This window comes from Sphingosinithalassobacter sp. CS137 (assembly GCF_014334115.1).
In the GTDB taxonomy this organism is placed as follows: domain Bacteria; phylum Pseudomonadota; class Alphaproteobacteria; order Sphingomonadales; family Sphingomonadaceae; genus Sphingomonas.
Genome location: NZ_CP060494.1, coordinates 1,332,501 through 1,346,019 on the forward strand (window position 1 = coordinate 1,332,501; position 13,519 = coordinate 1,346,019).

A 13,519-nucleotide genomic window follows, 5' to 3' on the forward strand; every position below is an offset into this window, starting at 1 on the left:
AATCGCCCCCCCGAATCGCTGCGGAATCAGGTCCGCAGCGCCGTGATCTGGCGCTCGGGCACCCAGATTCTCGGTCAGATGATCACCTGGGCCTCCACGTTCCTCGTGATTCGAATCCTCTCGCCCAGCGATTACGGCCTCTTCGCCATGACTCAGGTCGTGCTGGTCCTGCTCAACATGCTGAACGGCTATGGCCTGGCCAGCGCGCTCATCCAGCGGCGCGAGGCGGGGCGGCACGCGCAGCGTCAGCTCTTCGGGCTGCTGCTGCTGCTCAATCTTGCGCTCGCGCTCGCCCAGGTCGCGCTCGCTCCCCTCGCCGCCGCTTATTATCGCCAGCCGATCGTCGCCGATCTGCTGCGCGTGCAGGCGCTGCTCTATCTGGCGACTCCGTTCATCGCCCTTCCCTATGCGCTGCTGGCGCGCGCGATGGACTTCAAGAAGCAGGCGCAGGTGAATCTCGTCTCGGCCGTCGCCGGCGCGGTCGCCGCGCTCGCGGGCGCGCTCGCGGGGCTGGGCGTCTGGACGCTCGTGCTCGCGCCGATCGTGCTGTTCGGGGTGCGGGCGCTGGGCATGACGATCGCGGCGCGCACGCTGATGTGGCCCAGCTTCGATTTCCGCGGCGCGGGCGACATGATTCGATTCGGCGGCATCATGGCGACCGGGCAGATCTTCTGGTTCCTCCAGAGCCAGGCCGATGTGTTCATCGCCGGGCGGGTGTTCGATCCGCACCTGCTGGGCATCTATACGACCAGCCTGTTCCTCGCGCAGATCTTCGTCGCCAAATTCGTGCCGCCGCTCAACGAAGTCGCCTTCTCGGCCTATTCCCGGATGCAGGAGGATCGCCGCGCCGCCGCCGGCGCCTTCACCACGGCGGCGCGGCTGGTGATGCTCGTCGGCATGCCCTTCTATCTCGGCCTCGCCGCCACCGCCGAGCCGCTGGTGCTCACGGTGCTGGGCGAAAAGTGGCGCGAGGCGATTCCCGTCGTCCATCTGCTGGCACTCGCGATGCCGTTCATGACGCTCCAGGTGCTGTTCGCGCCGGCCAGCGACGCCTGCGGCCGGCCGGGCGTGGCGGCGCGCAACGCGATGATCGGCGCGATCCTGCTTCCGCTCGCCTTCCTCGCTGGCCTGCATTGGGGATTGCTCGGCCTCGCCGCAGCGTGGCTCGTCGCCTATCCGGTCTTTCTGGCGATCACTGCCTGGCGCACGCTGCCGGTGATCGGCGTTCGGCCGCGGGCGCTGATCGAAGCGGTGGCGCCGCCGGTGCTCGCCGCGCTCGCGATGGCGGCGGTCGTCGTACTGCTCGATTCCGTGCTGCCGCCGATGGCGACGCCGGCGCATCTCGCGCTGCTCGCCGCCGCCGGCGCCGCCGCCTATTGCGCCGCGCTGCTGGTTTTCGCGCGCGCGATGGTGAAGGAAATGGTCGCGCTGATCCGCAACCGCTGAGGCTCAGGCCTGCTGGATATAGTCGCGCATCGCCGCCGCTTCGGACTGGATCTTCTCGATCCGGTATTTCACCAGATCGCCGATCGAGACGAAGCCGACCATCCGGCCCGAATCGACCACCGGCAGGTGGCGGATGCGCCGGCGGGTCATCAGCGAAAGTGCGTCGAGCGCGTCTTCCTGCGAAGCGACGGTAATCGCCGGGGCGGTCATCACGTCGCGGACCGGGCGATCGAGCGTCGCCGCGCCGTCGCGTTCGAGGCAATAGATCACGTCGCGTTCGGAAAAGATCCCGACGACTCCCGCGCCGTCCATCACCGGGACTGCGCCGATCCGCCGCGACGCAAGCAACGCGACGGCTTCCCTGACGGTCCGATCACCGGCGATCGAGACCACATCGTGCCCCTTCCCGCCCAGGATTGCCGCGATGGTCATCGCCCGTGCTCCTCAATCCGTGGTTAGGTGATTGAGGATTCCACGTTTCTGGCCCAATTGCAAAACATGACCGAACGCGAACCGAACCTCGACGATCCGGAGTATGCCGCTTTCGCATGGGGCCGATTTCGCCGCATTCTCCGCTGGATGGCGTTTGCCGCCGCGCTGGCGGCCGCGGTTTCCGTGGCGGCGCTGTGGTGGTCGCTGGGCGAACTCACTCTCCATACGGTGATCGCCACGATCCTCGGCGTCTTCTTCACCGTGATGCTCACCGCCGCGCTGATGGGGCTGATGTTCCTCAGCTCCGGCTCGGGCCACGACGCGCGGGTCGAGGATCCGCTTGCCGGCGAAGTCGACATCGACTGAGACCCGAATCGAAAGCGCCGCCCCGGCAGGTACCGGAGCGGCGCTGATGGTTCGATCGGCAGGCGATCAGGCGGCGGAGGTTACGTTCTCGCCATCGCCTTCCGCCTTGGGCTTGGCGGTGCGGCGGCGACGCGGCTTGGGCGCCTCCTCGCCATCCTCGGCACCCAGCGACGGCGGCAGCCGGTCGGCGTCGATGCCTGCGGGCGCTTCGGCCTCGGCGGCGTCGCGCTTCGGGCGGCCGCGGCGGCGCTTGGGCGCCTCTTCGGAGCCGGCTTCGTTGCGCTCGCTTTCGTCCGACTGGCCCTCGCGCTGTTCGGCGCCGTTGGCGTGGCCGTTGGCTCGGCCGTTGCGGCGTTCGCCACGCTCGGCGCGGTCGCCGCGCTCGTTCCGGTCTCCGCGATTGCCGCGCTCGTTGCGGTCGCCGCGCTCGTTGCGGTCGCCGCGATCCTCGTCGGCGCGCTGCTCGTCCTGGCGGCGGCCGTCGCCCTCCGCCTCATATTCCTCGTCCTCGTCGGAATCGTCGCGCTGGCGGCGGTTGTTTTCCTCGAAGCGGGCGCGGTTCTCGTTGAGCACGCGGAAATAATGGTCGGCGAACTGGAGATAATATTCCGAGTTCACGCGATCGCCCTGCATCTGCGCGTCGCGCGCGAGATTCTTGTACTTCTCGAGAAGCTGGGCGGCATTGCCGCGGGCGCGGTTGTCGATGCGATTGCCGTCTGCACCCCGGTTCGGGCTGTTCGGCGAGCGCTGCCCGCCACGACCGCGCCGGCGGCCGGCCTGACGATTGTTCATCAAGGTCTCGGTATCCTGTCTTTAATAGTCGGTCCGTCGGTGCATCAGCGATCCCGGATGCGAGTACTCCCGGCGGCGCGCGCAGCCTTGCTCCGCGCGATCCGCGTGCCATGGCCACCGGACTGCAGCGGCTCGCATGACATGGATTGGGCCAGCGCCCTGATTTCAACAACTTGGTTGAAGGTGCCTGCCCCGAGGCCATCCTTAGCCCGCGCCGCACCAATCTCCAAGCGGAAATATGTGACCTTTTCCTTGCGGTTCAAGTCAGGATCACGGCGCGCGGCCGCCCGCCAAGGTCGAGGCGCACCTCGGCCGACAGCCCGGCCGTCCTGGCCAGCGCGCGCACCGCCTCGGCCTGGCCCGCGCCGATCTCGACCGCCGCAACTCCGCCCGCCGCCAGCAATCGCGGGATCTGCGGCACCAGAACGCGATAGGCGTCGAGGCCGTCCGCCCCGGCGAACAGCGCCTCGTGCGGCTCGTGCAGCCGGACGTTCTCGTCCAGCGCCTCGTCCGTCCCGATATAGGGCGGGTTGGCGAGCACCAGGTCGAACCGTGCGTCGATTCCCGCGGCCCAGTCGCCGCGGGCGAACCGCGCCCGCTCCGTCATGCCCAGCCGCGCCGCGTTGCGCCGCGCATAGGCGAGCACCGTGTCCGAGCGGTCGATGCCCAGCCCCTGCGCGCCCGGCCATTGATCGAGCGCGGCGAGCAGCAGCGTTCCCGGCCCGGTCCCCAGGTCGAGCACGCGCGCCGGCGCCTGCTCGCCGAAATGCGCCACTGCCGCCTCGAGCAGCGTCTCGCTGTCGGGCCGCGGCACCAGCGCTCCGGGGCCCACTTCGACGTCGATCGTCCAGAAGGCGCGGCGGCCCAGGATATAAGCGATCGGTTCGCGCGCCAGCCGCCGAGCGACCAGCGGCTCGAACGCTGCCGGTGCCGGATCGCCCAGCCGGCCGAGCAGCAGCGCCTCGCGCTCCACGCCCAGCGCATGCGCCATCAGCAATTCGGCATCGAGCCGCGGCGTCCGGCTCACCGGCTCCAGCCGCCGCGCCGCTTCCGCAAGCGCGGCGCGCGCGGTCATTTCCACCCGTAGCTCGCGGCCCAGACGATCGCCGCATAGGCGCGCGCATCGAGTTCGGGCCAGCGCTCCTGCAATTCGGCCGCCGCCCAGTGCGCGGCTTCGTCGAGAGTCATCCGGTCCCAGTTCGGCTGCAACCGCGCCAGCTGGTCGAGCACCCGATCGAGCTGCGGCCGCACCTTCTCGGCGCGCTTCTTGCCCAGCTTGGCCTCGACGCGCGCGAAATCCTCCTGCGGAGTCGGCGTCAGGTCGAAGCCCAGGTGCAGCACCAGCGCGCGTGCCAGGTCGCTCTGTTTCTTTGCGAAGATCATGCCGTGTCGAGCTGCGCCAGCCGCTCGGCCTCGTCCTCCGCGGTCAGAGCGCCGATCAGTTCGTCGAGTTCGCCCTCCAATATCTCGGGCAGCCGGTGCAGCGTCAGGTTGATGCGATGATCGGTCACGCGTCCCTGCGGGAAATTATAGGTGCGGATGCGCTCCGAACGGTCGCCGGAGCCGACCATCGACTTGCGCGCGCCCGCGCGTTCGTTCGCCTTGCGCTCGCGCTCGGTCTCGTAGAGCCGCGTGCGCAGCACCTTCATCGCCTTCTCGCGATTCTTGTGCTGCGAGCGCTGGTCCTGCTGCGTCACGACGATGCCGGTCGGCAGATGGGTGATGCGGATCGCGCTGTCGGTGGTGTTCACATGCTGGCCGCCCGCGCCCGACGAGCGATAGATGTCGATCCGCAGGTCCTTCTCCTCGATCTGCACGTCGACGTCCTCGGCTTCGGGGAGCACCGCCACCGTCGCCGCCGAGGTATGGATGCGCCCGCCCGATTCGGTCGCGGGCACGCGCTGCACGCGATGCACGCCGCTTTCGAACTTCAGCCGCGCGAACACCCCGCGTCCCTCGACCGATGCGATCACTTCCTTGAACCCGCCCGCTTCGGACGGCGATGCGGAGATCAGCTCTACCTTCCACCCCCGGCTGTCGGCATAGCGCTGATACATGCGCAGCAGGTCGCCCGCGAACAGCGCCGCCTCGTCGCCGCCGGTCCCGGCGCGGATCTCGAGCATCGCCGGCCGCTCGTCGGCGGCGTCGCGCGGCAGCAGCGCCAGCGCCAGCCGGCGCTCGGCCTCGCCGAGCTGCGAGTCGTTCGCGTGCAATTCCTCCGAAGCCAGTGCCCGCAGCTCGGCGTCGCCGTCGCGCGTCATTGCCTTCAGGCTCTCCGCCTCGGCGCGCAGCCGCCGCACCTCGCCCGCCGCCTGCGCGACCGGCTCCAGCTCGGCATATTCCTTCGAAACCTCGACAAAGCGGTCGCCCGGCAAGTCGCCGGTCGCCATCATCGCCTGCAATTCGTCGCGCCGCGCCTCGATGGCGGCGATGCGATCGGCCGGAATGCGAATCATCGCGGCTGCGCCTCGTCCCCCCGGCGCACCAGCCCGGCCTCGATCAGCCGCTCGCTCGCGTCGTCGCCCTCGGCGCGCAGCTCGGCTTCGATGACCATGTCGGCAACCACCACCGCCAATCGGTCGAGCGGCACGCTCATCTGCTCGCCCGAGGCGAGGTCCTTCACTGCCGCCTCGCCGCGTTCCAGCTCGTCGTCGCCCAGGATCACGGCAAAGCGCGCGCCCTGCGCATTGGCCTTCGCCATCCGCTTCTTCATGTTGCCGCGAAAGCCCATGTCGGCCGAGACCCCGGCGCGACGCAGCCCGGCGATCACCTCCTGCGCGCGCACCGCCGCCGCCTCGCCCATCGGCACCACCGCCGCGTCGATTTGCTCGGGCGCCGGTTCGCTCACCAGCATCGCCAGCCGCTCGATACCCGCCGCCCAGCCGATACCGGGCGTCGGCGGTCCACCGAGCTGTTCGATCAGCCCGTCATAGCGCCCGCCGGCCAGCACCGTGCCCTGCGCGCCCAGCCGATCGGTGACGAACTCGAACGCGGTATGGCGATAATAGTCGAGCCCGCGCACCAGCCGCGGATTGCGCGTCCATGCCACTCCCGCCGCGTCGAGCCCCGCCGTCACCGCCGCGAAGAAGCCGCGCGCCTCCGCGGTCAGAAACGCGTCGATGTCCGGCGCGCTGTCCGCCGCAGGCCGGTCGCGGGGATCCTTCGAATCGAGGATGCGCAGCGGATTCTTCTCCAGCCGCGCCAGGCTGTCCTCGGAAAGCTCGTCCTTGCGGCTCTCGAAATGCGCCACCAGCGCCGCCCGCCAGGCGTCGCGCGTCTCCACATCGCCCAGCGTGTTGAGCTGCAGCGTCACTTCGTCGCCGATGCCCAGCTCGTCGAGCAGCTGGCTCGCGAAGGTCAGCAGTTCGATCTCCGCCGCCGGCTCGCCTGCGCCCAGGATCTCGGCGTCAAGCTGGTGGAACTGGCGGAACCGGCCCTTCTGCGGCCGCTCGTAGCGAAACGCCGGCCCGCTCGTCACCAGCTTCATCGGCGCATGCTGCTGCCAGCCTTCGGTCAGATAGGCGCGCGCGATGCCCGCCGTGAACTCGGGCCGCAGCGTCAGCGAATCGCCGCCGCGGTCCTCGAAGCTGTACATCTCCTTCGAAACCACGTCGGTGGTCTCGCCCAGCGAGCGCGCGAAAACGGCGGTCGCCTCGAAGACGGGGACGTCGACTCGCTGGAAGGCGAACAGGCGCCGCACGCGCTCGAACGTCTCGAGCACGGCTGCGAAGCGCCGCTGCTCGTCTCCGAAAATATCCTGCGTGCCGCGAATGCGGTTGGGGGTTTCGATGCGTGCCATGAAGCCGCACCATCTAGGCGAGTGTCGCGCGAAGCGCCAGAACCTGCGTTGCCGTCTTGAACAGCGGGCCGCGTGCCGCTACTTCCCGGTCTCCGCGCTTGGGCGGGTATAGCACAATGGTAGTGCAGCAGCCTTCCAAGCTGAATACGCGGGTTCGATTCCCGCTACCCGCTCCAGCGCGGCCTTCCGCATCCCATGGCGACGCACCCTTCCCCCGCTCCCGAGCCGCTGGCGCTCTACGTCCACTGGCCGTTCTGCGTCTCGAAATGCCCCTATTGCGACTTCAACAGCCATGTCCGCGAGCGTGTGGATCAGGCCGCGTGGCGCGAATCGCTGCTCGCCGATCTCGCGCATGAGGCGGCGCTGCTGCCCGGGCGGCGGCTCGGCTCGATCTTCTTCGGCGGCGGCACGCCGTCGCTGATGCCGCCCGAAACGGTCGCGGCGCTGATCGCCGCGGCGCAGCGTCACTGGAGCGTCGATTCGGGCATCGAGATCACGCTCGAAGCCAATCCCTCCTCGGTCGAGGCGGCGCGCTTCGCCGATCTCGCCGCCGCGGGGGTCAATCGGGTCTCGCTCGGGCTCCAGGCGCTCGACGATGATGCGCTCGCTTTCCTCGGCCGTGCGCACGGCGTGGCGGAGGGGCTCGCCGCGCTCGAAACCGCGCAGTCGGTGTTCGCCCGCACCAGCTTCGATCTGATCTACGCCCGCCCCGGCCAGTCGCTCGGCGCGTGGGAGGCGGAGCTCGCCCGCGCGCTCGCCTTCGGCACCGAGCATCTGTCGCTCTATCAGCTCACCATCGAACCCGGCACGCGCTTCGCCACCCTCGCGGCACGGGGCGATCTGACCATTCCCGATCCCGATGCCGCGGCCGATCTGTTCGAAGCGACTCGCGCGATCACTGCCTCGGCGGGGCTCCCCGCCTATGAGATTTCGAACCACGCGCGCCCCGGCGCCGAAAGCCGGCACAATCTCACTTATTGGCGCTATGGTGACTATGCAGGCGTTGGCCCGGGGGCGCACGGTCGCCGCACCGGGCTCGCCACCTTCCGGCGCAAGAAGCCCGAAAACTGGATGGCGGCGCTCGCCCGCAACGGACACGGCATCGAAACGGAAGAGCCGCTCGCTCCCCGCGACCGGGCGGTCGAGGCGCTGCTGATGGGGCTGCGGCTTGCTGAAGGCGTCGATCTCGCGCGGATCGCCGCGCTTGCGGGCGGCGCGGCTCCGATCGACGACGCCGCAGTGAACCGGCTCGTCGCGCAGCGCCTGCTCGCGCGCTCGGGCACGCGCCTCGCCGCTACCGATGCGGGAATGCCCGTGCTCGAAGCGATCCTCCGCGCGGTCGTCGACGGCTGACGGCCCGGCGGTGTGTTGCCGCGATTCGACGGCTGGCGAAAATCCGCTGTCCTACACCACCTGTTCCTGATACGTTCCGTTATCCTGCCGCCTCTCGCGCAGGCGCGCGCAGGCGCGCGCGGGCGGGCGCGCACCCGCGCGGAGGTGCGACCTTAGTGTGACCTTCGGGAGAAATGCGTGGGTTCGCGAGCGGCAGGCACGAAACGGGGCGCGCCGATGGCCCGCCCCGAATCATCGTTGCTTCGGCGAAGGCGGCGCTCAGCGGCCTTCGAAATTCGCCGGCGCGGGGGATACGGTCACGGTCTGGCCATCCCGGATTTCCTGCACTTCGAGCATCCGCTCCGCCACTCCGTCACGGCCGAAGCGGAACGCGCCGTCCAGCCCGGCGAAACCGGTACGGTCGAGCAGCCGTTGCTCGGGAAAGGCCTGGCCCACGCGCCAGTCGCGCGCCAGCCGCACGGTCAGCAGCACCGCGTCATAGCCGAGCGTCGACAGGCGATAGGGCGCCGAGCCGAAGCGGGTACGATATTTGGTGGCATATTGCCGATAGTAATTGTCGGGCACGCTCGCGAACCAGGCGCCGTCCAGCACGTCGTTCGATCCGATCGACGAATCGGTGTTCCACAATTCGGTGCCCAGCAGGCGCGCGTCGCTGCCCCCTTCGGTACGCCGGATCAGCGGCGCGGCGGCGATGGCGCTGTTGCCGGTGCCGGCGATCAGCACCGCGGCGAACGGATTGCGCCCCAGCCGAGTGACGGCCGACGTGATCGATCCGGGGCGCGAGTCATAGGTTTCCATGGCGGTCACTTCGCCGCCGGCGTCCTCCACTGCCCGAACGAACGCAGTCGAGGCGCGCTCGCCATAAAGGCCGCCGGGGATCAGCCCGGCATATTGCGTCACGCCGTTCTGCCGCGCGTAATTCACCACCCGCTCGATCGACTGGGTGGGAACATAGCCGAGCAGATAGGTGCCGTCTCCGGCGACGCTGGTATCGTTCGAAAAGCTCAGCACCGGCACGTCCGCGGCGCGTGCGATCGGCGCCACTTCGCGCACGTCCTCGGAAAGCAGCGGCCCCAGGATCAGGCCGTTGCCGTCGGCGATCGCGCGGCGGGCGGCTTCGGCGGCCCCGGTCGCGGTGTCGTAGCTGGTGATTCGCACTCGATCGCTGTTGGTGTCGAGCAGCGCGAGCATGGTCGCATTGGCGATCGACTGGCCGACACCGGCATTCGTCCCGGAAAGCGGCACCAGCAGCGCCACGCGGTGACGTTCCTCGTCCTGCGGCAGTCCCGGCTGCACCGGCGGCGGCGCCGCTCGCTCGGCGGGGCGCTCGATCGTCGGCGGCGGCCCCTCGGGAATCACGCGCGGCCCGGAGGCGCAACCCGCCACCAACGCGGCGAATCCCAGCGCCGTCCAGCGCAACGCGCCCAGAACTCCCCGTTGCGGCTTCGATGCGGCTTCTGCCATGACTCTCTCCGATGAACGCCGTACTTGCGCCTGGTCTCTATATCGTCGCCACGCCGATCGGCAATCTCGGCGACCTGTCTCCGCGCGCGGCGGAGATACTTCGGAATGCCGATCTAGTCGCGGTGGAAGACAGCCGCGTGACCGCCGGGCTGCTCCGCCACATCGGCACGAGGCGCCCGATGACCCCCTATCACGATCATAATGCCGAATCGGTTCGCCCCGGCCTGATCGCCCGAATGGCGAGCGAGGCAGTCGCGCTCGTGTCGGACGCAGGCACGCCGCTCATCTCCGATCCCGGCTACAAGCTCGTCCGCGACGCCCGCGCCGCCGGCCATCTCGTCGTCACCATCCCCGGCCCCTGCGCCGGGATCGCGGCGCTCACGCTCGCCGGGCTACCGACCGACCGTTTCTTCTTCCTCGGCTTCCTTCCCGCAAAGCAGCAGGCGCGCGCCGAGGCGATCGCCGAAGTCGCCTCGGTGCGCGCGACTCTCGTCTTCTACGAATCGGGCCCGCGGCTCGCCGCCGCGCTCGCCGCGCTTGTCCAGGGCCTGGGCGATCGCGAGGCGGCGGTGGCGCGCGAAATCACCAAGAAGTTCGAGGAATGCGTCACCGGCAGCCTGTCCGAACTGGCCGCGCGCTATGCCGATGCGCCGCCCAGGGGCGAGATCGTGATCGTCGTCGGCCCGCCCGGCGAAGCGCCCGCCGCCAGCGCCGCGGATGCCGATGCCGCGCTCGCCGAGGCGCTCACACGCCTTCCCGCGTCGAAGGCCGCGGGCGAAGTGGCGAAGCGGCTCGGCCTCGATCGCCGGACGCTCTACGCCCGCGCGCTCGAGCTCAAATGAGCGATCGGCGCGCCGCCGAGGCGCGGGGCCGCGACGGCGAACGCCGCGCGGCCTGGTATCTGTGGCTCAAGGGCTGGCGGATTCTCGATCGCCGCGTCCGCACGTCGTCGGGCGAAATCGATCTGGTCGCGCGCAAGGGCGATCTGATCGCCTTCGTCGAAGTGAAGACCCGCGCCACCGGCGCCGAGCTCGACCATGCGATCGACGAACGGCGCCTCGCCCGCGTCGCGGCGGCGGCGGAAATCCTGATGCCGCGCTACGCCACCGCGGGAGAGGATGTGCGGATCGACGTGGTGCTGGTCGCCCCCGGCCAGCTGCCGCGCCACATCGAAAATGCCTGGATCGGATGACGAACCGCGCTCCCGATCCTATCTGCCGTTCGGCCACTCCGGCGGGGCAAGAGGAAGAATCGATGCAACTCACCGTCGCGGTCCAGATGGACCCGCTCGAATCGATCAACATCGCCGGAGATTCCAGCTTCGCGCTGATGCTCGCGGCGCAGGAGCGCGGCCACCGGCTGTTCCACTATGCGCCCGAAGCACTGAATTATTCGAACGGTCGGGTCTGGACCGACGCACATCCGGTGACGGTGCAGCGGGTGGAGGGGGATCATTTCGCGCGGGGCGAACGGGTGAAGCTCGATCTCGGCGACGAAGCCGACGTCGTGCTCATGCGCCAGGATCCGCCGTTCGATCTCGGCTATATCACCGCCACCCATCTGCTCGAGCGCATCGCCGACCGGACGCTGGTGGTGAACGATCCCTTCCACGTCCGCAACGCGCCCGAAAAGATCTTCGTGCTCGATTACGCGCGGTTCATGCCGCCGACGCTCGTCACGCGCAGTCTCGAAGAGGCGCGTGCGTTCCTGGCCGAACATGGCGAGATCGTCGTGAAGCCGCTCCACGGCAACGGCGGCAAGGCGATCTTCAAGATCGGGCCCGACGGCGCGAATCTCTCCTCGCTGATCGAAGTGTTCAACACCGCCTATCGCGAGCCGCACATGGTGCAGGCGTTCCTGCCCGGCGTCGCCAAGGGCGACAAGCGGATCGTGCTGGTCGACGGCGCCGTCGCCGGCGCGGTCAACCGCATCCCGGGCGAAGGCGAGATCCGCTCGAATCTGGCGGTCGGCGGCAAGGCGGCGAAGACCGAGCTTACCGCCCGCGAACGCGAGATCTGCGACGCGCTCGCTCCCGAGCTGCGCCGGCGCGGGCTGCTGTTCGTCGGGATCGACGTGATCGGCGGCGAGTGGCTGACCGAGATCAACGTCACTTCGCCGACCGGAATCGTCGCGATCGACCGGTTCAACGGGACCGACACCGCGGCGATGATCTGGGAAGCGATCGAACGAAAGGTCGCCGAACGGCGTTGAGCCGCCATGACTCAGTTCACGATCAGCATCGTCGTCGCGGGGGGCTATTGGGGCATCCTGTTCCTGATGGCGCTCGAGAACATCTTTCCGCCCATCCCCTCCGAAGTCATCATGGGCCTTGGCGGGATCGCGGTGGCGCAGGGCGACATGAACTTCTGGCTGGTGCTCGGTTTCGGCACCGTCGGCACGGTGCTCGGCAACCTCGGCTGGTACGAAGTGGGCCGCCGCCTCGGCTACCAGCGGCTCAAGCCGCTGGTCGATCGGCACGGCCGCTGGTTCACCATGGAGTGGGAGGATGTCGAGAAGCTCCACGGCCACTTCCGCCGCCGCGGCGGCGTCACTGTGTTCCTGTTCCGCTTCATGCCGTTCGGCCGCACCGTGATTTCGATCCCGGCGGGCATGCTGAAAATGCCGTTCGGCCGCTTCCTGCTCTTCACGGCGGCGGGCAGCGCGATCTGGAATACCATCCTGCTGGGCGCGGGCTATTTCCTTGGCACCCAATATGATCGCATCCAGAGCTACATCGGCCCCGCGGCGATCGCGATCTTCGCGGCGATGATCCTCTGGTACATCTATCGCGTCGTCACCTGGAAGCCGCGTTCCGAGCGTCAAGCCCGCGGGTGAGCGTTGCGATAGACGTCGAGCAGATGTGCGGCATCAACGGCGGTGTAGATCTGAGTCGAGCTGAGGCTGGCATGCCCCAGCAGTTCCTGCAGCGCCCGCAGGTCCGCCCCGCGGCCGAGCAGATGAGTCGCGAAGCTGTGGCGGAGCGCATGCGGTGTGGTACGCTCCGAAAGCCCCAGCCGCACCCGAGCCCTGCGCACTGCCTTGCGAATCGCGCCGGGCGGCAGCGGCCCGCCCTTCGCCCCGCGAAACAGTGGCGCTTCGCCCGCGACACCATAAGGGCAGATGCGGGCATATTCCTCCACCGCGGCGCGCACCTGCGGCAGCAGCGGCACGATCCGCGTCTTGTCGCGCTTGCCGGTGACCCGCAGCGTCTCGCCCAGCGGCAGCGCGGCGCCGGTGAGCCGCACCGCCTCGCCGATCCGGAGCCCCGCGCCATAGAGCAGCAGCAGCACGGCAAGGTCACGCGCCGCGATCCAGGGTTCGGCGGCGTCCTCCGATACTTCCTCGGTCAGCGCCACTGCCTCCTCTGGCGAGATCGGGCGCGGCACGCCCTTCTTCACTTTCGGCCCGCGAAGCCGCGGCAGCTCGGCACGTTCGCCGGCAACGAAGCGCAGGAACCCGCGCACCGCCGAAAGCTCGCGTGCCGCCGAAGCGTTGCCGAGTCCTTCGCTGCGGCGATGCGCGAGATAGGCGCGCAGGTCGGCCGCGCCGACCGCCGCCAGCGCCGCGGCATCGGGCTCGCCGCCCCAGTGATCGCGCAAAAAGGCGAGCAGCCGCTCGGCGGTCGCACGATAGGCACGAACGGTATGCGCCGAGCGGCGCCGGTCGCGGGCAAGATGCTCTGCATAGCGCAAGGGGAGCGGCGCGTTCATGCGGGCGCCGGCATGGTTTTCCGCGGGTCGCCCCGGATCAGTGCGGAAGAGGCCACAAACCTAGCCATGCACGCGATCCTGACACGCGCCCCCTCTGCGCGACAGCAATTTCTACGGCTGTTCGCGACCGGCCGAAGGGTGCGGCAATGTCCTGCTG

The 13,519-nt window shown here is 69.2% G+C and carries 15 protein-coding genes and 1 tRNA gene; 8 read left to right on the plus strand and 8 right to left on the minus strand.

Going from position 1 to position 13,519, the window contains the following annotated elements; genetic code table 11:
• Window positions 1–78: 78 nt before the first annotated feature.
• Window positions 79–1,446, plus strand: a complete 1,368-nt coding sequence (locus tag H7V21_RS06580) for an oligosaccharide flippase family protein (RefSeq protein WP_262504071.1) — start codon at window positions 79–81, stop codon at window positions 1,444–1,446.
• A 3-nt stretch (window positions 1,447–1,449) separates the two neighbouring features.
• Here H7V21_RS06580 and H7V21_RS06585 read toward each other — a convergent pair whose 3' ends face one another.
• Entirely contained in the window at window positions 1,450–1,878 is a 429-nt protein-coding gene (locus H7V21_RS06585) for a CBS domain-containing protein (protein ID WP_188056035.1), read from the minus strand.
• 66 nt (window positions 1,879–1,944) lie between these two features.
• On the opposite strand from H7V21_RS06585, the gene H7V21_RS06590 reads away from it, so the two are divergent.
• Entirely contained in the window at window positions 1,945–2,244 is a 300-nt protein-coding gene (locus H7V21_RS06590) for a hypothetical protein (RefSeq protein WP_188056036.1), read from the plus strand.
• 66 nt (window positions 2,245–2,310) lie between these two features.
• Here H7V21_RS06590 and H7V21_RS06595 read toward each other — a convergent pair whose 3' ends face one another.
• From H7V21_RS06595 to hisS, 5 genes are all read right to left on the minus strand, one after another.
• Window positions 2,311–3,039 (minus strand): DUF4167 domain-containing protein, encoded by a 729-nt coding sequence (locus H7V21_RS06595; RefSeq protein WP_188056037.1) that lies wholly within the window; start codon window positions 3,037–3,039, stop codon window positions 2,311–2,313.
• A 256-nt stretch (window positions 3,040–3,295) separates the two neighbouring features.
• Window positions 3,296–4,111, minus strand: a complete 816-nt coding sequence (prmC, locus tag H7V21_RS06600) for a peptide chain release factor N(5)-glutamine methyltransferase (protein ID WP_188056038.1) — start codon at window positions 4,109–4,111, stop codon at window positions 3,296–3,298.
• On the minus strand, window positions 4,108–4,419 hold the full coding sequence (locus H7V21_RS06605) for a hypothetical protein (RefSeq protein WP_188056039.1): 312 nt from the start codon (window positions 4,417–4,419) through the stop codon (window positions 4,108–4,110). The genes prmC and H7V21_RS06605 overlap by 4 nt, the downstream gene beginning before the upstream one ends.
• Window positions 4,416–5,492, minus strand: coding sequence for a peptide chain release factor 1 (gene prfA / locus H7V21_RS06610; protein ID WP_188056040.1), 1,077 nt, complete (start codon window positions 5,490–5,492; stop codon window positions 4,416–4,418). The genes H7V21_RS06605 and prfA overlap by 4 nt, the downstream gene beginning before the upstream one ends.
• The gene (gene hisS, locus H7V21_RS06615; RefSeq protein WP_188056041.1) at window positions 5,489–6,835 is read right to left on the minus strand and encodes a histidine--tRNA ligase; all 1,347 of its coding nucleotides are present in this window, start codon (window positions 6,833–6,835) and stop codon (window positions 5,489–5,491) included. Before hisS ends, prfA begins: the two co-directional genes overlap by 4 nt.
• A 102-nt stretch (window positions 6,836–6,937) precedes the next feature.
• Here hisS and H7V21_RS06620 point away from each other — a divergent pair.
• Window positions 6,938–7,011, plus strand: a tRNA-Gly gene (locus tag H7V21_RS06620).
• Window positions 7,012–7,030: 19 nt separating this feature from the next.
• Window positions 7,031–8,188, plus strand: coding sequence for a radical SAM family heme chaperone HemW (hemW, locus tag H7V21_RS06625; protein ID WP_188056042.1), 1,158 nt, complete (start codon window positions 7,031–7,033; stop codon window positions 8,186–8,188).
• A 258-nt stretch (window positions 8,189–8,446) separates the two neighbouring features.
• On the opposite strand, the gene H7V21_RS06630 is transcribed toward hemW, so the two are convergent.
• Complete coding sequence (locus H7V21_RS06630; RefSeq protein WP_188056043.1) at window positions 8,447–9,652, minus strand: penicillin-binding protein activator; 1,206 nt, start codon at window positions 9,650–9,652, stop codon at window positions 8,447–8,449.
• An 11-nt stretch (window positions 9,653–9,663) separates the two neighbouring features.
• Between H7V21_RS06630 and rsmI the strand changes: the two genes are divergently transcribed.
• From rsmI to H7V21_RS06650, 4 genes are all read left to right on the plus strand, one after another.
• The gene (gene rsmI / locus H7V21_RS06635; protein WP_188056044.1) at window positions 9,664–10,494 is read left to right on the plus strand and encodes a 16S rRNA (cytidine(1402)-2'-O)-methyltransferase; all 831 of its coding nucleotides are present in this window, start codon (window positions 9,664–9,666) and stop codon (window positions 10,492–10,494) included.
• Window positions 10,491–10,844 carry a YraN family protein gene (locus H7V21_RS06640; RefSeq protein WP_188056045.1) on the plus strand — a complete coding sequence of 118 codons (354 nt, stop codon included), beginning with the start codon at window positions 10,491–10,493 and terminating at the stop codon, window positions 10,842–10,844. The genes rsmI and H7V21_RS06640 overlap by 4 nt, the downstream gene beginning before the upstream one ends.
• A 62-nt stretch (window positions 10,845–10,906) precedes the next feature.
• Entirely contained in the window at window positions 10,907–11,863 is a 957-nt protein-coding gene (gene gshB, locus H7V21_RS06645; protein ID WP_188056046.1) for a glutathione synthase, read from the plus strand.
• Window positions 11,864–11,869: 6 nt separating this feature from the next.
• Complete coding sequence (locus tag H7V21_RS06650) at window positions 11,870–12,487, plus strand: DedA family protein (protein WP_188056047.1); 618 nt, start codon at window positions 11,870–11,872, stop codon at window positions 12,485–12,487.
• On the opposite strand, the gene H7V21_RS06655 is transcribed toward H7V21_RS06650, so the two are convergent.
• Window positions 12,472–13,362, minus strand: a complete 891-nt coding sequence (locus H7V21_RS06655) for a tyrosine recombinase XerC (protein WP_188056048.1) — start codon at window positions 13,360–13,362, stop codon at window positions 12,472–12,474. The two genes, H7V21_RS06650 and H7V21_RS06655, sit on opposite strands and share 16 nt — an antisense overlap.
• Window positions 13,363–13,519 lie beyond the last annotated feature (157 nt).

What these genes read in the sequence shown, in the direction of transcription:
- H7V21_RS06605 (WP_188056039.1), bottom strand. Translation starts at nt 4,419, where the DNA reads ATGATCTTCGCAAAGAAACAGAGCGACCTGGCACGCGCGCTGGTGCTG.
- prmC (WP_188056038.1), bottom strand. Translation starts at nt 4,111, where the DNA reads ATGACCGCGCGCGCCGCGCTTGCGGAAGCGGCGCGGCGGCTGGAGCCG.
- H7V21_RS06655 (WP_188056048.1), bottom strand. Translation starts at nt 13,362, where the DNA reads ATGAACGCGCCGCTCCCCTTGCGCTATGCAGAGCATCTTGCCCGCGAC.
- H7V21_RS06590 (WP_188056036.1), top strand. Translation starts at nt 1,945, where the DNA reads ATGACCGAACGCGAACCGAACCTCGACGATCCGGAGTATGCCGCTTTC.
- H7V21_RS06640 (WP_188056045.1), top strand. Translation starts at nt 10,491, where the DNA reads ATGAGCGATCGGCGCGCCGCCGAGGCGCGGGGCCGCGACGGCGAACGC.
- H7V21_RS06630 (WP_188056043.1), bottom strand. Translation starts at nt 9,652, where the DNA reads ATGGCAGAAGCCGCATCGAAGCCGCAACGGGGAGTTCTGGGCGCGTTG.
- gshB (WP_188056046.1), top strand. Translation starts at nt 10,907, where the DNA reads ATGCAACTCACCGTCGCGGTCCAGATGGACCCGCTCGAATCGATCAAC.
- rsmI (WP_188056044.1), top strand. Translation starts at nt 9,664, where the DNA reads ATGAACGCCGTACTTGCGCCTGGTCTCTATATCGTCGCCACGCCGATC.
- H7V21_RS06580 (WP_262504071.1), top strand. Translation starts at nt 79, where the DNA reads ATGATCACCTGGGCCTCCACGTTCCTCGTGATTCGAATCCTCTCGCCC.
- H7V21_RS06650 (WP_188056047.1), top strand. Translation starts at nt 11,870, where the DNA reads ATGACTCAGTTCACGATCAGCATCGTCGTCGCGGGGGGCTATTGGGGC.
- hisS (WP_188056041.1), bottom strand. Translation starts at nt 6,835, where the DNA reads ATGGCACGCATCGAAACCCCCAACCGCATTCGCGGCACGCAGGATATT.
- hemW (WP_188056042.1), top strand. Translation starts at nt 7,031, where the DNA reads ATGGCGACGCACCCTTCCCCCGCTCCCGAGCCGCTGGCGCTCTACGTC.
- prfA (WP_188056040.1), bottom strand. Translation starts at nt 5,492, where the DNA reads ATGATTCGCATTCCGGCCGATCGCATCGCCGCCATCGAGGCGCGGCGC.
- H7V21_RS06585 (WP_188056035.1), bottom strand. Translation starts at nt 1,878, where the DNA reads ATGACCATCGCGGCAATCCTGGGCGGGAAGGGGCACGATGTGGTCTCG.